At 28.8% G+C, this 22,564-nt stretch carries 16 protein-coding genes, 2 tRNA genes and 1 other annotated feature; of the genes, 7 read left to right on the plus strand and 11 right to left on the minus strand.

The window, feature by feature from the left end:
- Positions 1–60 precede the first annotated feature (60 nt).
- The 3 genes from JRV97_RS06985 to JRV97_RS06995 are packed head-to-tail and all read left to right on the plus strand — an operon-like array spanning position 61 to position 4,153.
- Positions 61–2,610: a WD40 repeat domain-containing protein gene (locus tag JRV97_RS06985; protein WP_280997499.1), complete on the plus strand. Its 2,550-nt coding sequence runs from the start codon at positions 61–63 to the stop codon at positions 2,608–2,610.
- On the plus strand, positions 2,607–3,419 hold the full coding sequence (locus tag JRV97_RS06990; RefSeq protein WP_280997501.1) for an ABC transporter permease: 813 nt from the start codon (positions 2,607–2,609) through the stop codon (positions 3,417–3,419). The genes JRV97_RS06985 and JRV97_RS06990 overlap by 4 nt, the downstream gene beginning before the upstream one ends.
- A gap of 11 nt (positions 3,420–3,430) precedes the next feature.
- Positions 3,431–4,153, plus strand: coding sequence for an ABC transporter ATP-binding protein (locus tag JRV97_RS06995; RefSeq protein WP_280997503.1), 723 nt, complete (start codon positions 3,431–3,433; stop codon positions 4,151–4,153).
- 197 nt (positions 4,154–4,350) lie between these two features.
- Here the strand turns inward: JRV97_RS06995 and JRV97_RS07000 are convergent, their stop codons facing one another.
- From JRV97_RS07000 to JRV97_RS07050, 11 genes are all read right to left on the minus strand, one after another.
- Positions 4,351–9,084, minus strand: a complete 4,734-nt coding sequence (locus JRV97_RS07000; RefSeq protein ID WP_280997505.1) for a DNA-directed RNA polymerase subunit beta' — start codon at positions 9,082–9,084, stop codon at positions 4,351–4,353.
- 23 nt (positions 9,085–9,107) lie between these two features.
- Positions 9,108–12,716 carry a DNA-directed RNA polymerase subunit beta gene (gene rpoB / locus JRV97_RS07005; RefSeq protein WP_407081542.1) on the minus strand — a complete coding sequence of 1,203 codons (3,609 nt, stop codon included), beginning with the start codon at positions 12,714–12,716 and terminating at the stop codon, positions 9,108–9,110.
- A gap of 111 nt (positions 12,717–12,827) precedes the next feature.
- The gene (gene rplL / locus JRV97_RS07010) at positions 12,828–13,208 is read right to left on the minus strand and encodes a 50S ribosomal protein L7/L12 (RefSeq protein WP_407081543.1); all 381 of its coding nucleotides are present in this window, start codon (positions 13,206–13,208) and stop codon (positions 12,828–12,830) included.
- 30 nt (positions 13,209–13,238) lie between these two features.
- Entirely contained in the window at positions 13,239–13,787 is a 549-nt protein-coding gene (rplJ, locus tag JRV97_RS07015; RefSeq protein ID WP_280997509.1) for a 50S ribosomal protein L10, read from the minus strand.
- 9 nt (positions 13,788–13,796) lie between these two features.
- Positions 13,797–13,937 (minus strand) — a sequence feature (ribosomal protein L10 leader region).
- Positions 13,938–13,957: 20 nt separating this feature from the next.
- On the minus strand, positions 13,958–14,659 hold the full coding sequence (gene rplA, locus JRV97_RS07020) for a 50S ribosomal protein L1 (protein ID WP_280997510.1): 702 nt from the start codon (positions 14,657–14,659) through the stop codon (positions 13,958–13,960).
- A gap of 14 nt (positions 14,660–14,673) precedes the next feature.
- Entirely contained in the window at positions 14,674–15,102 is a 429-nt protein-coding gene (gene rplK, locus JRV97_RS07025) for a 50S ribosomal protein L11 (RefSeq protein ID WP_280997512.1), read from the minus strand.
- Between the two features lie 47 nt (positions 15,103–15,149).
- Complete coding sequence (locus tag JRV97_RS07030) at positions 15,150–16,208, minus strand: transcription termination/antitermination NusG family protein (RefSeq protein WP_280997514.1); 1,059 nt, start codon at positions 16,206–16,208, stop codon at positions 15,150–15,152.
- Positions 16,209–16,231: 23 nt separating this feature from the next.
- Positions 16,232–16,459, minus strand: coding sequence for a preprotein translocase subunit SecE (secE, locus tag JRV97_RS07035; protein ID WP_129408785.1), 228 nt, complete (start codon positions 16,457–16,459; stop codon positions 16,232–16,234).
- A gap of 75 nt (positions 16,460–16,534) precedes the next feature.
- Positions 16,535–16,699: a 50S ribosomal protein L33 gene (gene rpmG / locus JRV97_RS07040; protein WP_047267463.1), complete on the minus strand. Its 165-nt coding sequence runs from the start codon at positions 16,697–16,699 to the stop codon at positions 16,535–16,537.
- Between the two features lie 36 nt (positions 16,700–16,735).
- Positions 16,736–16,822, minus strand: a tRNA-Tyr gene (locus JRV97_RS07045).
- Between the two features lie 19 nt (positions 16,823–16,841).
- Positions 16,842–16,917, minus strand: a tRNA-Thr gene (locus JRV97_RS07050).
- 318 nt (positions 16,918–17,235) lie between these two features.
- Between JRV97_RS07050 and arcA the strand changes: the two genes are divergently transcribed.
- The 4 genes from arcA (at position 17,236) to JRV97_RS07070 (ending at position 22,559) form a co-directional block, all read left to right on the plus strand.
- Entirely contained in the window at positions 17,236–18,438 is a 1,203-nt protein-coding gene (gene arcA / locus JRV97_RS07055; protein WP_280997518.1) for an arginine deiminase, read from the plus strand.
- Between the two features lie 30 nt (positions 18,439–18,468).
- Positions 18,469–19,878: a basic amino acid/polyamine antiporter gene (locus JRV97_RS07060; protein ID WP_280997520.1), complete on the plus strand. Its 1,410-nt coding sequence runs from the start codon at positions 18,469–18,471 to the stop codon at positions 19,876–19,878.
- Positions 19,879–19,960: 82 nt separating this feature from the next.
- Positions 19,961–21,688 (plus strand): CehA/McbA family metallohydrolase, encoded by a 1,728-nt coding sequence (locus JRV97_RS07065; protein WP_280997523.1) that lies wholly within the window; start codon positions 19,961–19,963, stop codon positions 21,686–21,688.
- 169 nt (positions 21,689–21,857) lie between these two features.
- Entirely contained in the window at positions 21,858–22,559 is a 702-nt protein-coding gene (locus tag JRV97_RS07070; RefSeq protein ID WP_280997525.1) for a hypothetical protein, read from the plus strand.
- Positions 22,560–22,564: the final 5 nt, after the last annotated feature.

A 22,564-nucleotide genomic window follows, 5' to 3' on the forward strand; every position in this document is an offset into this window, starting at 1 on the left:
CCAAGGGTGTTCATATAATCGAACACCCCTCTTCCTATTAAAATAAAAGGAGTTGATATTTTGAAATACTTAAGAATTTTATTTTTATTGATTATAATCATATTTAGTAATATAATATATGGAATTGTAAAAATCGATAAAAATAAATTACATTCGTTATACGAATATGCACAAAAATATTATGCAAAATATGAAACCAAGAATTTAGAGATTTATTTTGAAAAAAATTCTCCATTTAGAAAACATATTGTTATTTATGCAAAACTATTTCAGGATGAGGTGGATTATTTTATTAAAGCTTTTGAAGAAAAAGAAATCCCAGAAAAAATTATTATTGTCATCATTAATAGTGATTTAGACAAATTGGCATTTTCTAATGAGAATGCATCATTTACTACAGCAATAAAGGATAAAGATAAAATTAAAACCTTTATTTTTTCATCATGGTGGTCTATTCCACACGAAATAGTTCATGGTTTATGTGGTATATTATGGGGCAAAAGCGGAGTTCCCTTTGTAGATGAAGCTTTTGCAAGCTGGTTTAGATGGTATGATAATCCGTATATTATAAATAGTTATAATAAAACAATAAAAAAAATAATAATAGATTCTGATGAATTTAAAGATTTGACATTTAATGAGAAGTTTAAAAGGATTTTCTTTAATTTTAGGAATGGTTATACTTTTGGTATTTCATTTTTTGATTTTATTAGAAAAAAATATGGTTATAGTGAACTAAAAAAATTATATCAGGGATCAGCAATTTTTTCAGAAAAAATGCTGGAGGAAAAATTAAAGGTATATGCTCAAAACTGGTTTAAATGGCTTGAAGAATCAGATTTTGAAGGTAATTATTACTATGTATTGATTTCTAAGTACTATAACCATAATTTAGTAAATAATCTGGAAAAAAATTTATATTCGATAAAAAATATTACAAATGATTTTTATTTTGACTCACAGCTTAATGCATTAATTTTTAATTTTGATTATTCCACAAGAACTGGTTTCATATATTATTTAAATAATGAAAGCATAGAGGTTTATAATTCAATGCCTTTAGCTATTTCTAAAAATTATATAGTAAAATTTGAAGAGTATAATTCATTTTATATTTTAGATAAAAATAACACTAATAAAAAGATAAAATTAAATATAAATTATAAATATATAATTCCATTTATATTTATATCAGAAAATGAAAAAAAATTAATAGTAGTAAACGGAGAAAAAGTAAATGAAATTAATGAATACAGTATTGATACCGGCAAGCACATAAAAACAATGAATTATAATAAATATATATCTACAATAAACGAAATAGATGGAAATATAATATATGGAACAACAGATGGAAATATAATAATGGAAAATAAAATTACAAAAATATCAAATGAGCCTATCAGAAAAATTGTTGAAACGGAAAAATACATAATAATACTTTCTGGAATGGATGAATTAAGTATATTGGAAAAAAATACTTTAAAAATTATAAAAAATATTAATAATAATGAATATATACATGATATATCAATAAACAAGAAAATACAGGCATTATATATATTATATGAAAAAGGAATAATTCAAAAAATAAATTTAAAAGATTTTAAAATAGAATATGAAAAGAATGCAGGATTTGATCCTTTAAAAAATAAGGTAATATTAACAGATAAATACTTCATAAAAAGTGATGAAGATTATATAAACTTTTATCTTTTGGAAGAAGGAAAAAAAGAGAATGAAATAAAATATGAGCAAATAAAATTGAAAAAATATAAAGAATGTGAAGAAAATATAATGTATTATGAATATCAAAATGGATATGAAATAATAGAAAATGAATATGCAGAATTAACAATAAAAAAAGAAGATCAAACAATTTTAAAAAAAGAATTAGAAGATTATTTATCAAAAGTAAAAATAGTAAAAGATAAGTTATTTATCTCATGTGAAAATGGAGTAATTGAAATCTATGATCTAAAAACTGGAGAATTATTATATAAAGATAAAAAAATACAAAAAATAGCTGATTTTGATGGAAAATATATATATTATGGGAATAAAAATAATGAAATAGTAAAATATGATTATAAAAATAAAAAAGAATTAAAAAAGTATAAAGGACATTATGGAATAATACAGGCAATAAATTTAACCAAAGATAACAAATACATAATATCGTATAATGGGTTAAGTGGAAGTATAAACTCAAATCCTGGAAATAGAATATTGATACATACTTTAGGAAAAGAGGCATATATAAGATCAATAACAATATTAAATCCTATCAAAAAAACAATCATTTTAAAAGATGGTTATCAACTATTAATTGAAGATACAAAATCAAATATATTTATATACAATATTTTAAATGGTAAATTAGAAAATATAATAATGCATCCATTAAAAAATATAAAAGCATTAGATATAAATGAAAATAAATTGATAATAACAGATGGAGAAAAAATAATGATATATAATATAACAACTGGTGAAATAGAAAAAGCATTAATTACAAAAGAATTTATAAACAACATGAAATATATAGAAGATAATAAAATAGCAATTATTGTAGATAATATAATTTACATTAATGAGGGAAATAAATGAAAAAAATAAAAAAATTTTTGTATTTTTTAGGTAGAGATATACTCATATGGAAAAGTTATAAAACACAAGCAGTACTGGGAATACTCAGTGGATTTTTAGGATTATTACAATTTGGATTCATGGGAAGGTTCATAGCTCAGGGTAATTACTTTCCAATGATTGAACAATATGGGGGAAATATTCTTGCATATTTCATATCTGGAAGCGTATTTATGAGTTATACTACTCTCTCTCTAACAACATTTAAAAGTGTAATAAGACAGGAGCAGGTAATGGGAACAATAGAATACCTGCTTCTGTCTGAAACACCATTATGGGAAGTGTTTATATACACTATATTCTCAAAATTGATATTTACAATATTAAACACAGGAATTGTATTTGTATTTTTAATATATACATTTAATGTAGAAATAAAAATGAATATAATATCTTCAATAATATTATTAATAATAACAATGATAAGTTTAAGTGGAATAGGATTATTAAGTGCAGGATTTATTGTAATAACAAAAAAAGGTGATCCTGTGAGCTGGGTATATTCATTCTTAACAGGAATGTTTTCTGGTATATATTATCCAGTAGAAATATTACCAAAATGGTTAAGAGGTATATCTTATATATTACCAACAACATATGCAATGGATGGATTGAGAAAAACATTAATAAATGGATATACTTTATACCAAATAAAAGAGGATATAATAATATTGATTATAATGACAATAATAATATTACCAATAGGAATGTACTGGTTTAAAAACAGTTTTGATAAAGCAAGAAAATATGGCACAATATCGCAATATTAGGATGTGAAAAAATGGAAAAAATAATAGAAATAAAAAATCTGACAAAGATATACAAAAATGGGATAAAAGCATTAAAAAACATAAATCTTACAATAAACAGAGGAGAAAAAGTAACAATATTCGGCTCAAATGGAGCAGGAAAAACAACATTAATAAAAACAATAGGGATGTTTATAATACCAGATGACGGTGAAATAAAAATAAAAGAATATGACATAAAAAAAGAATCAAAACAAATAAAAAAATTAATATCAATAGCAACATCAAATGAAAGGTCATTTTACTATAGATTGAATTTAGAAGAAAATTTAAATTTTTTTGGAATGTTAAATAATCTAACAGGAAAAGAATTAAAAAAGAAAGTAGAAAAGGGATTAAAAGAGATGGGGTTATATGAAAACAGAAAAATCAAATATATGGAAGCATCAACAGGAATGAAAAGAAGATTAAATTTAGCAAGAGCATTAATAAAAGAAGCGGAAATATATTTATTAGATGAACCGACAAATGGAGTGGATATAGAAACAAAGATGAAAATATATGAAATAATGGAAGAATTATCCAAAAATGGAAAAACAATAATATTAGCAAGTCATGATGTAAGTGAAATAGAGAAAACCGATAGAATAGTGGTATTAAAAAAAGGAGAAATAACAGCAGACATAAAAACAGAAGAATTACTGGAAAAAACAACGAGAAAAAATGAAGAACGGTTGTTGGAATTAATAAAATGAGACGAAAGATAACACATCATCGGAATTTGACACTGTTTTTTTCAATAAAATTTGAAAAAGCAGAAATAATCTAAAAAATAGATATTGTTAATTTTTTATTAAATGCAAAAGTGTCATTACACTCTTTTTAAACCTTAAATTATAATTTATAAAATAAAACAAGGGACCTGTAAAGACAGGTCCCTTTGTATATTATATTAAGATGCAGCACTTTCTTCTGATTGAGTTTCTTCTGTTGGGAATGTTGGTAATTCGAATACAGAAATTTCTGATTCTAAGAAAGCCTTTAATCCAGTACCAGCTGGAATTGGTTGTCCAACAATTACATTTTCTTTTAGACCCATTAGATAATCTTCTCTTCCTTCTAAAGCAGCTTCTGTCAATACTTGAACTGTTTGTTGGAATGAGGCAGCGCCTAACCAACCTTCTCTTTCCAGAGAGGATTTTGTAATTCTTAATAATTTTCTTTCAAATCTTGCAGGTTCTTTTGGGTTAATTAAATATGCTTTCTTTTCTCCAACTAACCTTATTTCTCCATCTTCTGTTTCTAATAATTGTGGTTCTGTTTTAAATACTTCAACTTCTTTTATACCGACTTCGATTATTTTGTTTAATAGTTCTTCTGTAACTTCATCTCCAACATCACCGATTATTTCATTTCCATCATCATTTTTTATAGAGATTTTTTCAGCCAATTTTTTACCAATAATGTCTTCTCTATTTTCTTCAATCTTTTTGTTTTCTTCATAAATCTTTTTATTCACCTTTTCTACAGCTTTAATGTTTACTAAGTCTTTAGGCATAAAGTCTGTATCTCCAGCATATGTTATTTCAACCTTATTGAACATTTGTTTAATGATAATTTCAAAATGTTTGTCGTGAATTTCAACACCTTGTTCTGCATAAATCTTTTTAATTTCTTTTAATAAGTAATCAAATGTAACTTCTGCACCTAATTCTTCTAATAACCTTCTTGGTTTTATATTACCAGAAGTTAACCTATAACCTGGTTCTACTTTGTCTCCTTCAGAAACTGTTGGTTTAACTTTTGGATCTGCTGTGTATGTGTATAATTCACCTTTTAAATCTTCAACAATAAATACAAGTCTTCCCTTTTCATCTCTGTCGATCTTCCTAACTATACCTTTTACAGTTGAGAACTCTGCTTCAGGACCTTTTAAATTCTTTCTTGCTTCGAATAACTCTTCAGCTCTTGGAAGACCTTGTGTAATATCACCAGCTGTAGCAATACCACCAGTATGGAATGTTCTCATTGTTAACTGAGTACCTGGTTCTCCAATTGATTGTGCAGCTATAATACCAACTGATTCACCAATATTTACTATCTTATGATTTGATAAGTCCATACCATAACATTTAGCACAAACACCATGCTCAGCTTCACAGGTTAATATAGATCTTACATAAATTGAAGGTCTAACTTCGATTTCTGAAATATTATATCTTTCTAATTTTCTTGCTGTATCTTCATCAATTTTTTCTTGATAATTTGCCAATGTAATTAGTTTTCCATTTTCATCTTCGACTTTTAGATTATCGCCTACAAATACAAAATTAACAGCTTTATATTCTTTGATATTAACGGTTTTTACATTGTGTTGCTTTAACGAAAGAATTACATCATTATCAATTTTTGTGCCTTTTGAGAATAACAATTCACCATCAACCAATACATCATTATTTAATATGTTATATAAGTATAGATTAATCTTATCAATTTCAATATTATCAATTGTTTTAACTACTGGAATTTTTGTTTTATAATTTGCTAAGAATTCAGCATCTTCTTCATCCAACATAACATCTTTGACATATTTTTTACCTGTTTCTGGATGTGATATTATTTCATCAGTTTGTGGGTCTAATACATCTTTAGCTAAAACCCTACCGAATAAATAATCAGCAAGTTTTTCAATTCTTAATCCATCAGCTATTAATTCTCTTGCTTCAATACCTTTTTCTGTGCCACAATCTGGTTCAGTTACAGTAATTGATTGTGCAACATCAACTAATCTTCTTGTTAAATAACCAGCTGTAGATGTTCTTAGAGCTGTATCAGCAGAACCTTTCCTAGCTCCGTGTGTAGAAATAAAGAATTCCAATTCTGATAAACCATTTCTGAAGTTAGATTTAATAGGTAATTCTATAACTTTACCTGATGGATCAGCCATAAGCCCCCTCATACCAGCAAGCTGTTTTAATTGGTCAATATTACCTCTGGCTCCAGAATCAACCATCATCCACACAGGATTAAAAGGATATTTTTTGAATTCTTTACTTGTTACTTCTGTAACTGCGGCAATTGTTTTTTCCCAAACTTTAACAACTTCTTTATATCTTTGCTCATCTGTTAGATAACCTTCTTCATAATATTTTTCAATTTCCATAACTGTTTCTTCTGATTTTTTGATAATTTCTAATCTTTCTTTTGATTCAACAATATCTCTTACAGAAATTGTTAATCCTGATACTGTTGCGTAATGGAAACCTAAGAATTTAATATCATCTAATAGGTCAGCTGTTCTGTCAATTCCATGATATTTAAATGTGTCAAATATAAGATTTTTAATTTCTTTCTTTTTATAGATTTTATTGAAATCAGGTTTAAATCTTCCAATTGGTTCAGGAAGTATTTCTTTGAATATTAATCTTCCTACAGTGGTTTTAATAATCTCGCCATTATTATATAAACCAATAGGTTCATGTAGTACGAGAGTTGGTTTTGACCATTTTAATTTTCCATTTTCTACGACTACCTCATGATTTGTTATTTTTTCATATTCATGTACATAAAATGCCTGGAATTCATCTCCAAATATATATTTAATTTTGTTGTTATTTTCTATTAAATCATTTGGATTTTCAGGTAATTTTTTAGAATCAAAATATTTTTGATCAACAGTAGTTAAATAATAAGCACCTGCAATCATATCTTTACCAGGCATGGATATTGGTTTACCATTAGCTGGTGATATGATGTTATATCTTGATAGCATCAAGAATTTAGCTTCAGCTTGGGCTATATTTGATAATGGAACATGAACAGCCATCTGGTCTCCATCAAAATCAGCATTAAATGGAGGACCTACCAATGGATGTAATTGAATAGAATTGCCTTCGATTAGTCTTGGAATAAATGCTTGAATAGAAATTCTATGTAATGTAGGAGCTCTGTTTAACATTACAGGATGCCCTTTAATTACTTCTTCAAGCATTTCCCATGCTTCTGGCATTTCTTTTTCTATAATAGTTTTCTTTAATTTTCTTGCATTTTTGCTTGATGCATTGGAATCTTTTAATAATTTATTTAATACAAATGGCTTGAATAATTCCATAGCCATTTTCTTTGGAAGACCACATTCATGTATTTTTAATTCAGGACCAACAACAATAACGGCCCTTCCTGAATAATCAACACGTTTTCCAAGAAGATTTCTTCTAAATCTTCCTTTTTTACCTTTGATTAAATCTGTTAATGACCTTAAAGGTCTTCCACTTCTATCGGTCATAGCTTTACCTACACGACCATTATATATTAAGGAGTCTACAGCTTGTTGTAGAATTCTTTTTTCATTTCTTATAATTATTTCAGGTGCTTCAATTTCAAATAACTTTTGAAGTCTATTATTCCTGTTTATAACTCTTCTATATAGATCATTTAAATCAGTAGCTGCAAACCTACCACCATCGATTTGAATCAAAGGTCTTATGTCTGGTGGAACTACTGGTAATGCTTCTATTATCATCCATTCTGGTTTGTTACCGGATTTAAGAAAATCTTTTACTACTTTTAATCTTTTAATTAGTTTTAAAGCTTTTGCACTCTTTTTATCTAATTTTGCTAATTCAGCTTCTAATTGTATTTTTAATTCATGTAAATCAATATTTTTAAGTAATTTTTTAATAGCTTCTCCACCATAATCAGCAGTTATTTTATCACCATAAAGTTCATAATATGCTTCATATTCTTCTTGTAATAACGTGCTTCCTATGCCCTTACCAATTTCCTTTTCAACTTCAGGATCTATAGCAGTTATAACTAATATAGGAGTATCTCTTTCAATATCCCTTTCGATTTCTATTGCGGAAGGATAGAACTGTTCAAAAATTAAATATTCACTGGCTGTTAAAATTTCTTCTTCATATAAGAATGTATCAGCTAACTGAGTACCCTCTTCTATTTCATCACCATCTTCAACGAATAATGTGGATCCTTCAAAGATAGGCCATTTTTCTTCTACACCATTTTCGTCTGTAATTTTTACCCATGTAATTTCATGTTTTGCTTGAGTCATTTCTGTTTCTATGCTTACAACACCACTTCTTTTAGCAATTGGTTTATTTTTTACATGTAAAACTTTTACTGCCTGTTCTACTTCGAAATTCATTTTTTCTTTAAAAATTTCATATTCGGTGTTATGGAGCATATCTCCATAATCAAACATATCAGAATCTTTTGGGTCTGTAATTAACCAAATTTTTTCAACTACCCTTTTTGATCCGTAATAAATAATATTTTCTAGTTCTTTTACTGGTATATTTAATAGTATAGATAAAATGGAAGGTGAAGATTTTAAGAACCAGATGTGTACAACGGGAGCGGCTAACTCTATATGTCCCATTTTTCTTCTTCTGGCTTCTTTAGATTCAACTTTAACTCCACATCTTTCACATACTGTACCTTCATACTTTTTACCTTTGTATCTGCCACAAGTACACTCATAATCTTTTACAGGACCAAAAATCTTTTCACAGAACAAACCATCTCTTTCTGGTTTAAAGGTTCTGTGATTAATAGTTTCAGGCTTTTTTACTTCTCCACTTGACCATTCTCTTATCCTTTCTGGAGAAGCGATTCCCACTTTGATTTTTGCGATTTTCCTTTTAAATGATGATGTCATTTTACCCATGCTTTACCCTCCTTGAGGGGATTTTATAATTTATCTACATCTAATTCATTACCGTCTTCATCAAACAAACGAACATCTAACATTAATCCCTGTAATTCTTTTACTAAAACCTTGAAACTTTCTGGGATACCAGGATCTGGCAAATTCTTTCCATTTAATATAGCTTTATAAACTTCATTTCTACCCTTAATATCATCTGATTTATATGTCAACATTTCTGTTAATGTATGTGCAGCACCATAAGCTTCTAATGCCCAAACTTCCATTTCACCAAATCTTTGACCACCAAAATGAGCTTTACCCCCAAGTGGCTGTTGGTGAATTAATGAATAAGGCCCAGTAGAACGTGCATGCATTTTATCTTTAGCAATATGAACTAATCTTAGCATGTACATGTATCCAATAGCAATTGGATAATCAAAAGGTTCACCTGTTCTACCATCTCTTAATACAATTTTTCCGCTTTCTAATTCAGGTGAATCACCTAAGTCTAAACCATATTCTTTACGAACTTTATCTAATTCATCCATTCTATTATTTTTTCTGGCTTCATATAATGCTTTCATTATTTCTTTTTCTTTTGCACCATCAAATATAGGAGTAGCAAAATGTTTTCCGGTTAATTTAGCTAACCAACCAAGATGCATTTCCAATACCTGTCCAAGGTTCATACGTGAAGGAACACCTAAAGGACTAAGTATCATTTCAATTGGCTTTCCATTTGGTAAGAAAGGCATATCTTCTTTTCTCAAAATATTTGAAACAACACCTTTATTACCATGCCTACCAGCTAATTTATCTCCAACATTTAATGTTTTCTTTGAAGCAATATATACTTTAACATATTGATTTACACCAGTTTCAAGATCTGGAATATCTTTTCTTGTATATACTTTTACATCAATAACTCTACCTTCAATACCATGAGGAACAGTTAATGAGGTATCTTTAACGTCTTTTCCTCTATCGCCAAAAACTGACCTAATTAATTTCTCTTCTGGCGATGTTTCAGATTCACCTCTTGGAGTTACTTTACCAACTAAAATATCTCCTGAAGTTACATAAGCACCAACTCTAACAATACCATGTTCATCAAGGTTTCTTAATGATTCTTTTTTAACATTTGGAATATCTGCTGTTATTTCTTCAGGACCCAATTGAGTATCCATTGCTTTTGTTTCGTATACTTCTATGTGTAATGAAGTAAATGTGTCCCTTTCAAGTAATTCCTCGTTAACAAGTATAGCATCTTCAAAGTTATAACCTTCCCATGGCATAAATGCAACAAGAACATTTTTACCTAATGCTAATTCTCCCATATCAATAGCAGGGCCATCAGCAATTGGAGCGTTCTTTTCAACAATTTCTCCCATATCAACAATAGGTCTTTGATTTATAGTTGTATCCTGGTTTGATCTAATAAATTTCCATAATGTATATTTATCTTGAACAGGATTTCCATAGTTATCTAATATTTCTTTTCCACTTTCATCTATTCTATTTATTATAATTGTTTTAGCGTCAACATAGGATACTTTACCTCTATGTTTAGCTTTAATAACGTATCCAGAATCTCTTGCTGCTAACCACTCAACACCAGTTCCAACAAAAGGAGCTTCTGTAATCATTAAAGGAACAGCCTGTCTCTGCATATTTGAACCCATTAAGGCACGGTTAGCGTCATCATGTTCAAGGAATGGAATTAATGAAGTAGAAACACTAACAATTTGTTTTGGTGTAACAGCAATAAATTCAACATCTTCTCTGTGAACATACGTAACTTTACCAGCATGCCTAATTTCAACGTATTCTGCTTTGATCATACCATTTTCATCTATTTCAACAGAAGCAGGAGCAATAATTTTTTCTTCTTCTTGATCAGCAGTTAGCCAATAGGCTCCCTTTTCATATAAAACTTTCCCATTTTTAACTCTATAATATGGTGTTTCTAAGAAACCAAATTCATCAACTCTGGCCAAGATGGCTAGAGAAGTAATCAATCCAATATTTGCACCTTCAGGTGTTTCAATTGGACACATTCTACCATAATGTGAATGGTGAACATCACGAACTTCAAATTTAGCATGCTCTCTTTTTAACCCACCAGGACCAATGGCAGATAATCTTCTTTTATGAGTCAATTCAGATAATGGATTAACTTGATCCATAAATTGTGATAATTGACTGGTTGCAAAGAATTGATTGATTGTTGTCATTATCGCTCTTGAATTAATTAGTGAATTTGGATTTAATTTTTGAATATTTGGTATGATACTCAACTTTTCACTTAAAATAGGTAGCATTTTTGAGAAAGAGCGTTCGAATTCTATTTGCATCAATTCTCCAACGGATCTAACACGTTTGTTTCCTAAATGATCTCTTGTATCAAGTAATTCAGGATTTTCTTTCATTTCTAATAAATGTCTTGACGCTAAAATAAGGTCAAGTTTGGTCAATATTCTTTCTTCTTTGTGAGGATATTCTATATCTTCACCTTTTTCAATGATTTTCCCTTCAACTTCAATTAAATATTTTTTATAAACATCTTCCATTCTATTAACTATTTTTTTTCTACCAATCATTGAGAAGTCGAAAGTATTTGGATTAAAATATAAATTATTAATGTAATCAGTTGCAATATTTACTCTAGGAATTTCACCAGGTCTTAACTTTTTAAATAATTCTTTATAAGCTTCTTCAGGAGTTAATACAGAATCTTCTGATTCATAGCTTTTTTTAAACAGGTCTAAAGTATTTTGTGCGACAATATGTGCAACAGTTATTTCTGATACACCCAAATCCAATAATTCTTCAACGATTTTTTCTGTTAATCTAACTCCTCTATATGTTTTTGTATCTTTGTATAAATCTGAACTTTCTGGAACTGATATATCTGAAAGTATTGTTATATTTTTTTCCAGATATTCAGTTAGGTCATAGTTTAAGTTGATTTTATGAGGGTATAAATCTAAAATAGCAAGGTCAGAATCATATCCTAAAGCCCTTAAGAATAAGAAATAATTAAATTTTCTTTTTCTATCTATTCTGATTTGTAAAAAGTCTTTTCCAGGATTTGGATTATATATTATCTCTAACCAAGCTCCTTTAACTGGTAAAAAGTGAGCTACAAAATATGGTCTTGTCTGTTTAACGCTTTTTTGTTCTTCACTAACAAAATATACACCTGGAGACCTTACCAATTGATTAACAACAACTCTTTCTGCTCCATTGATAATAAATGTACTTCTATCCGTTATTTTTGGAATATTGCCAAAAAATAACGAATCACTGGGTTCAATAATTTCCCCAGTACTGTGATCAGTAATTCTTATTTTAGCTTTTAATGGAACTGTATAAGATAACCCTTTTTCCTTACATTCCATCTCTTCAAATATTGGATCTTCAGTCCAAACTTCTGTAAATTCTAAAGAGATTTTAGCTTTTCTTTTTCCTTTTAATTCAACCGTAATAGGTGAATATTTGTCTAAAACCTCTTTAACACCTTCTTTTACAAACCAATCAAAAGAATCAAGTTGAATTTCCAATAAATCATGGAAAAGCGAAATATCCTCTTTAACCTTACCAAAAAAATGCCTTTCTCTTTTTCCCACCTTTAACACTCGGGTGTTCACAAAGAATCACCTCGTCTTCCTAATTTTTTTATTAGCAAAACAATACCGCATCAGACTATAGTCTGATGCGGATAAATTATATCATATAAAAGTTTATATTTCTTTAAGAAATTACTTCAATTCTACTTCTGCGCCAGCTTCTTCTAATTTCTTTTTAAGTTCTTCTGCTTCATCTTTTGAAGCTCCTTCTTTAACAACTGCATCTGGAGTTCCAGCTTTTTCTACTAAATCTTTAGCTTCTTTTAATCCTAAACCTGTAATTTCTCTAACAACTTTAATTACATTTATTTTTTTAGCACCGAAGCTTTTTAATACAACGTCAAATGAATCTTTTTCTTCTGCTGCTGGAGCTGCTGCTGCTGCTGGAGCTGCTGCTACTGCTACTGGAGCTGCTGCTGATACTCCGAATTCATCTTCTAAAGCTTTTACTAATTCTGCTAATTCTGCTACTGTCATTTCTTTAATTGCTTGGATTAATTCTTCTCTTGTCATTCCAATACACCTCCTGAAAATATTTAAGTATTATTGTTTTTCTTTTTCTTCTCTTATAGCATTTAAAGCATATAAGAATTTTCTTAAAATTCCACCTAATGCGCCAACCAAACCTGAGATAGGAGCATTTAAGCCACCAACCAACATAGCAAGTAACTGTTCTTTGGAAGGCAATTTAGCCAATTCTTCTGCTTCTTCAGCAGTGAATGTTTTGCCTTCTAATATTCCAGCTTTTATAACCGGAACTTCTAATTTATTTTTCTTTTTAAATTCCACCAAAGTTTTTAAAGCTTCGATAGGATCTGCATCTTTAGTATATAAAAGAGCAGTGTTACCTTCTAAATATTTTTCATATTCTTCTAAATTCAAACCTGCATTTTTTATTGCAGTTTTAATCAATGCATTTCTTGTGATTTTAAAATTAACTTTGTTTTCAAAATTTTTATATAATTCACTTCTGAATGCATTTGATTGAGCAACTGTCATTCCTTTAAAATCAACAAAAACAACTATTGAAGAATCTTTAAAAACACTTTCTAATTCTTTCAACAACTCAGCTTTTTGAGCTCTTGTTAACACCGACTCACACCTCCTCTAAAAAAATCTGCGGCCCCGAGGGCCGCAGAAGCACTAAAACATTATTGTTTTATTCTTCAGCGTACCTCGGCAGGCGGGTTTTCACCACATTATATAATTACCTGCTGTCTTCAGTACATATTTTTTACGTGAGTATTATAACACAACATTTATTACTTTTCAGTTAAAAATTCAGAAACGTTTAATTTCAATCCAGGACCCATTGTTGGAGCTAATGAAACTTTTCTTATAAATTTACCTTTTGCTCCAGAAGGTCTCATTTTTTCTATTTGTTGTAAAGCTTCTACAATATTTTCTTTTAATTTATCTGTTTCGAATGATTTTTTCCCGACTGCAATATGTAAATTCCCTGTTTTATCATTTCTTACTTCTATTTTTCCAGCTTTGAAATCTTTTACAGCATCAGCAACATCATTTGTAACTGTTCCTGATTTTGGAGAAGGCATTAATCCTCTAGGTCCTAAGATTTTACCTAATCTACCGATTTCCCTCATCATATCTGGTGTTGCAATAGCAACATCAAAGTCTGTCCAACCACCTTGTACTTTTTGAATATATTCATCAGAACCAGCATAATCTGCCCCGGCATCTAAAGCTTCCTTTACTTTATCGCCCTTAGCAAAAACCAAAACTCTAACTTTTTTACCGGTTCCATGTGGTAAAGAGATATTACCTCTTACCTGCTGGTCGTTTTTTCTTGGGTCAATACCTAAAACCATATGTAATTCTATACTTTCATCAAATTTTGCAGTAGCTAATTTAGGTATTATTTCTAAAGCTTCATCCAATGTATAAAATTTTTCTCTATCAATTAATTTTCTAGCTTCTAAGTATCTTTTACCATGTCTCGACATTCACATACACCCCCTTAACCTTCTACTACTTCAATGCCCATATTTCTTGCAGTACCTTTTATAATTTCCATAGCTGCTTCAATTGTTCTTGCATTTAAATCGGGCATTTTGATTTCTGCAATTTCTTTTACCTGAGACATTGTGATCTTTCCTACAATTTCCCTACCAGGATTTGAAGCACCTTTTTTAAGTCCAGCTGCTTGCAAAATTAAGAAAGAAGCTGGGGGGGTTTTTAAAGTAAATGTAAATGATCTGTCTTCAAAAACTGTAATTTCAACAGGGATAATCATTCCTGCTTTATCAGCAGTTGCAGCGTTAAACTTTTTACAAAATTCCATCAAATTAACACCATGTTGACCTAAAGCAGGACCAACTGGTGGGGCAGGTGTTGCTTTACCTGCTGGCAATTGTAATTTAACCATTCTAGCAATCTTTTTTGCCATAAATTTCCCTCCTTTGTGGTATTAGCGGAGTAATCCTCCCACTATTGTTAATCAATTTTCTCTATTTCTGTTAAACCTAATTCTACTTCTGTTTCCCTTCCGAACATATTAATTGTAACTTTTACTGTTTGTTTATGTATGTCAATATTGGTGATTTTCCCAGTAAAAAATTCAAATGGACCACTAACAATCCTTACATGTTCTCCTACTTCATAATCTGCTCTTAATTTGCTTTCTTTCATTTCGTAGCTTTCTTCTCCAGTTAATCTTAATAATGCTTTTACTTCTTTTGTTTTTAATTGAACTGGAGTGCCACCTATATTAATAAAATTAATTACATAAGGGATGTTTTTCACCATTTCCTGAGTTTCTTTGTTTAAAATCATTTCTATAAACATATATCCAGGAAATAATCTTGAAATTCTTGTTTTTAAAATTATAATTTCTTTCCTACTTGCAAAATCTCTAATTTCAACTTTTCCTGATGATCTAGCCTTATATTGTCTTTTATTACCTAAAATTTGTCCTTTTTCTACATATGTTCCTTTTTTAAAAGCTGCAGAATCAAAATTATCTTTGAATATTAAATATACATCATTTGAATTTGATTCCGTATGAATAACAACTTTTTTCATTTTCTCAATAGAAATAATAATACCATCAAGATCAGCTTCGTATCCGTCAGCTTTAGCTAAAGGAATTCCGGCATGTATCCTTGAATTAACTTTCAAACCACCAATAATCTTAGCACTTTCCGGAATCAAAAAAGTTTTAGTAAACTTTTTATCTTTTGTCTCAACGATTATTTTTCTAAAATTCTTAACTTCGGCAATAGTTCCAGAATTTTTTACAATCACAGGTGGCTCTTCTGCTAGAATATCTCCTTTTTTTATATTTTCTCCATTTTTTACAAAAATATTAGCATCTTCAGAAACCACGAGTCTTTCGATCTTTTTATTGGTTAAGTCAATCTCACTCTCTTCTGGTATTAATATTTTTCCAAACATATTTTCTTTTTCATATAATTTGGCTTTTTCTTCAATTAGTTCTTTAACTTTGTATTCCATTCCGGAAAAAGTTTGTAAAATATACCATTTTTTACGCATGTCTATTCACCTGCTTTTCAACATCATTGAGTAGCACCAGTACCTAAACCGCTTTTAATACCGATTAAAGGATAAATAACTTTTGAAAAGAAATTTAATAATCCATAATCAGCGATGAATAAATATAAAGAAACAAATATGAGTATAGCTAATACTATCAACGTTGAATTTAGAGCTTCCTTTTTGTTTGGCCATTTAACTTTTTTAGATTCTTGCATAACAGAACTTAAAAATAACCAAAATTTCGACATCAAAACACCCCCAAAATTTAATCATGACCCCCTAAATTAGGGGGTTGATTTTCTTTTTTAGAAAACTTTTACATTTTATATTTTTGATTCAACATGTAAAGTGTGTTTATTACAATGAGGACAATATTTTCTAAATTCTAACTTTTTTTTAGAAGTTCTTTTTCTTTGTTTGTAATAATTTCTTCTATTGCATTCAGTACATTTTAGCGATACGGTTAAAACAGGACTTTTTGCTGCCATTTTATTTCACCTCGCATAACATTATAATTAATGAAATGGTGGTGAGGGAAGGATTCGAACCTTCGAAGGCAATCCGCCAGCGGATTTACAGTCCGCCCCCTTTGGCCACTCGGGCACCTCACCACCGGTAAGTAAAAAAATATGGAGCCGACGAAGGGACTTGAACCCCCAACCTGCTGATTACAAGTCAGCCGCTCTGCCAATTGAGCTACGTCGGCAACTCATCCGTGGGTTATTATACCAGATAAAAACCTCGCTGTCAATTACTTAACGATTAAGAAGTTATTACTCATTTGCAACATTATATCACTAATAAATGAACAAGGACTTATTTTATATCAATGAAAAAAATTTCATTGTATATCCGAGCATACTGACGCATACTCATGCATACTCACGTATACTTATAATAATTTTATTTAACAGTGAAAAATTTATCATACTTAAAAAATTTCGTTGTATTTAAGGTTTTTCTTTTTTTGTTACATTAAGTATAATATTATGGGATTTAAAATTTATTTGTAGGAGGTTTTACAATGAGTATTAATGTTTATTCAGAAGTTAAGGATTTAAAAAGAGTTTTATTGCATAGACCAGGTTTGGAATTAGAAAATATGGAGCCAGATTTGTTGGAAGAGCTATTATTTGAAGATATACCTTATTTAAAAAAAGCACAACAGGAACATGATTATTTTGCTGAAATTTTAAGAACAAATGGAGTTCATGTGGAATACGTAACAGATCTATTGGCTACAGCATTAAGTGAAGATGAAATAAAAAAACAATTTGTCAAAGAATATCTTGATTTAAGCGAAGTTAAAAATCAATATATATTAGAAGCATTGGAAGAATACTTGCTGAGTTTTGATACGAAAGGAATGATTAATAAAATAGTTAGCGGGGTTAGGATAAATGAATTTAAATTAAAAAAAGAAAATTTTTCAACAAAAGTAAGGATGAATAAACAGTTTTATTTGTTGCCTTTACCAAATTTATATTTCCAGAGAGATCCTATAGCTTTTGTCGGTAAGGGCATAGTAATAAATAAAATGATGACAAAAGCAAGAAGAAGAGAGTCATTATTTATGAAATATGTTGTAAAATATAATAAAGATTTTGAAGGTACTCCAATATATTATGATATGAATAATCATTTCGCAATAGAAGGTGGAGATGTTCTTGTTTTAACGGATAAAGTTTTAGCAATTGGTATTTCTCAACGTACAGAACCGGAAGCTGTTGAAAAACTGGCAAAAAAGTTATTCTTTGAAACAGATGAAACTTTTGATACAATACTTGCAATTAATATTCCTAAGAAAAGGGCATATATGCATTTAGATACTATTTTTACAATGGTTGATGATGATAAATTTTTAGCTCATTCTAAATTAGAATCCAGCTTATTGGTATATGTTATTAAAAAAGGTGAAAGAGATTTAGAAGTTATAGAAGAAAAAGCTTCTTTAGAAGAGATATTACAAAAATATATGAATAATGGTAAAATAAAAATTTTAAAATGTGGTGGTGAGGATGAAATCGCCGCTAAAAGAGAACAATGGAATGATGGGTCAAATGTTTTAGCTATAAAACCAGGTGTTGTAATAGCTTATGATAGGAATTATGTAACTAATACATTATTGAGGGAAAATGGTATTAATGTTATTGAAATTCCATCAAGTGAATTATCTAGAGGCCGTGGAGGTCCAAGATGTATGTCTATGCCTATGAATAGAGGATAATATTGGTAATTTAAAATAGGAGGTGGTGGTGTGAGTAATAATAAAGTTTTGGGGTTGTTTGCATTGACCATGATTGTTATTGGTTCAATGATTGGGGCAGGAATATTTAATTCTCCTGCAGATTTAGGAAGTGTAGCAAATCCTGGTGCTATTTTAATAGGATGGTTAATTACAGGATTTGGAGTTTTTGCTCTTGCAATGGTTTTTCAATTCTTATCATATAAGAAACCAGAGCTTGAAGGTGGAATTTATTCTTACGCGAAAGAACAATTTGGTGAATTTGTTGGGTTTAATTCTGCATGGGGTTATTGGTGGTCTGCATTACTTGGAAATATAGCATTTTTTGCAGTTATAATGAAAATATTGAGTGGATATTTTCCTGTGTTAGAACAGAATAAATTTGTAGCATTAATATTTTCAAGCATTATTTTATGGGTATATCATTTCTTAATTGTTAGTGGTATAAGAACTGCAGGATTTACAAATGCTATTTTAACAATTTTAAAATTAGTTCCTTTATTTTTAGTTGCAATACTTTCACTTTTTGCATTTAATCCTGAATTAGTAAAAGGAATTTTCTTTTCAACCAAATTAGCAGCAACAGGTGAGACATCCTCAATATTTAATCAAATTAATAATAGTTTTGGTACAATGTTATGGGCATTTATTGGTATAGAAGGTGCTGTAGTTTTATCCAATAAAGCAAAGTCTCAAAAAGATGTTGGAAAAGCAACTGTAATAGGATTTCTTATTACTTTGGTAATATATATTGCTGTCTCAGTATTTACAATGGGAGTTGTTCCACCAAGTGAATTGGTTAATTCAACATCTCCTTTAGGAACGGTTTTAAGTAAAATAATGGGAAAACCAGGGCAATACATTTTAGATTTTGGATTTTTATTCTCAGTATTTGGAGCTTTGTTAAGCTGGCTATTATTAACAGCGGAAATCCCATACATAGCAGCAGTTAAGGATAATGTTTTTCCAAAAAGATTTGCTGAACAAAATGAACATGCAACACCAGTGTTTTCATTAACAGTAACTAATATAATAACTCAAATATTTTTATTAACACTTCTCTCAGACACTTTACAAAATGTATATAACACAATATTCTATATAGCGACAACAACAATATTATTACCTTATTTCTTCTCAGCAGTATTTGGTGTAAGAGTAGCAAATGAAGAAAATAATGGGTTATACAAATTTTTTGGATGGATTGCGGTTATCTATACTGCATGGGTAATTTATGCAGTTGGTTGGATTTATATTATTACAGCATTAGTAATCTATTCATTTGGTATCTTTGCATACCCTATAGCAAAGAAAGAAAAAGGAGAAAGTTTAACAGGAACTCAGAAAACTATTTATGGTTTAATGTGGGTTGTATCAATAATTGTTATAATATTAGTTGCAACAGGAAAATTATCAGTATAATATTCTCAAATTAAACCTCCGGTCAATCCGGAGGTTTTTGTGTTATAATATTATGTTATAGCCATTAAAAGAGGTGATCAAGGTGAAAAAATTTTTATTATTTTTATTATTTATAGTTATATCTTTACTAATTTTTTCATTTCCAAGTGATTTAATTTTATTATTTGGAAATCCACATTCTCATACCGCATTTTCTGATGGAGAACCCGGAACAACTCCTTCAGATGCATATAAACACGCTAGAGATTTAGCTAACTTAGATTTTATAGCTGTAACTGATCACGCTTATTATTTTGAAGCGGATTACAAAGGAAGAGATAAGTTTGAGGTTATGAAAGAGATGGCTAAACAAGAAACAACAGAAAAATTTTCTGCGATAGCTGGATTTGAATGGACTGCAGGAGTTGGTCATATTAATGTTTTTGAAGCATCAAAGTGGACTAGCAGAAATGTTAAAACTACTATTGAAGAATTTTATGATTGGTTAATAAACGAAAAGGTTATTGCACAATTTAATCATCCTATATCAATGTTTGGTACATTTAAAGATTTTGAATACTATCCAGAAGTTGATAATTATATTAATATGATCGAAGTAGGAAATGGTAGTTGGAGTAAAAACGATACGATTAATGAAGAAATGTTTTCTAATTATATAATAGCCTTAAAAAAAGGATGGCATGTAGGGGCTACAGTTGGACAAGATAATCATATTGCGAATTGGGGTACAGGTAATGATTCTAGAACAGCTGTTTGGGTTAAAGAAAAAAGTAAAAATGGAATATTAGAAGGTTTTAAAAATAAAAAAACCTATGGAACAGAAGATAAAAATGTAAAACTTTGGATAGAAACAGATCATGTTTCAATGGGGGATATATATTATTATGATTCTGTTCCAGAAAAAATTCAATTAAAAGTATATTATAATGATCCGGATAATGAAAAAATAAAAACATTAAGTATTTATACTCCCAATAATGTTTATAAATATAATAATTTAAACAATAATTATGAACATGTATTTGAAATACCTGTAGATTCCACATATTCTTTTGTTTTTGTTAGAATAGATCAATATGATGGAAATAGTATAGTTTCATCACCTATTTGGTATGAGCCTAAAGATGGTATTAGATTATTTGAAAAACCAAAAGCAAAAATGTATTCTAATTCAGAAAACAATTTAAATTTTTATATATATAATATTTATGATACCAACTCAAAAGCTAATATTAAAATATACGTTGATGATGAATTATCCTTTAATGATGCATTAGAATTAAGTAGTTATGAAAAAAAGATGGTAAACGCAATTATAAAAACCCATAATACTAAAAGTGCAAATATTAAAATATATATAAATAATATATTATGGAAACATTATGACATAAATTTAGAAGAAAAAATAAAAGTAGGAATTATAAATGTTAATCCAGGATTTTTAAAAGGAAAGTATATATTATCAAATGATATATCAAAAGAAATAAATGCTTTAATAATACCTTCAAGTATTTTAAGAGAAAAATACGAAGAAATTATTGAATTATCGAAGAAAATGAAAGTAGGAATTGTTATAGATGAAATAAATGATCAATTGATTAGTATAATTCCAAATAAATTTGAAATTACCAAAGAAGAAATTAATAATGTAGAATTAAACAAATTATATTATAATAAATGTTATAAAGTATTATATAAAGGAAAAGAAAGAGGCTTTATAATAAATAAAAATGTTATTATATTTCCGGGGAACCCGTTTGTATCTAAAAATAATGAACCATTTATTAGGCGATTACTAAATTTAAAATGAACTGCACTAGCGTTTTATTCAGTTTGGAGACAAAGTCATAACCTCCAGCGTTTGCTGGAGGTTTTTTATATAGAAAAGTGACGGGTTATTTAAAGAGTTTGACTGTTTATCGGGAATTTCTTGAATAAAAAAATAGAAGGGATATAATATAAATTGTGGAGGTGATAATATGAGGGAGTATTGGTATTTTTTGCCATTAGTAGGTGTCATATTTATACTTATGGCATTTCAAATAAGTGACTATAGTATAAAAGAAAATACAGCTATTCCTGATAAAATAACAGATTTAAAAGGAATTACTGAAATAGAGCTTAACGGTTTAAATATTAATATTAAATTTGATCCAGAGTCTGATAGAATTTTTTATTCTAATATTTTAAAAACAAGTATTATAAATGGAAAACTAAAGTTAGATAGTATGGGGAAAGATAAGAATATGGAAATTGTTATTGGTTCAAAAAATAAATTCAATAGGATAAAAATAAATGGTTTAAATATTCAAATTAGCGGAAAACTAAATTCTGAAAATTTTAATGTTGATGGAGCTAATGTTATTTTTAAAGATAATACTTTTTTTCAAGGAAACAAAATAATAGTAAATGGGACAAATGTAATTATCAAAGGAGAATATGACATGAATATTGCTAATATAAGTGGTATTTCTACTAATATCGATATTCAAGTAATTAATTGTAAAGATATTAAGTTTGATGGAATATCAGTAAATGCAAAGATAGAATATAAAGATACATGGGAAGGAGTTAGAACTATTAATTATGATGGAGTTTCAAACAATGTTACTATAAGAATGAGAAAAGATAATAAGGGTGAATTAAAAAGCAATAAAAAGATAAAGATTATAAGGTTTTAAAAAAT

The organism is Marinitoga aeolica (assembly GCF_029910535.1).
GTDB classification, from domain to species: Bacteria; Thermotogota; Thermotogae; order Petrotogales; family Petrotogaceae; genus Marinitoga; species Marinitoga aeolica.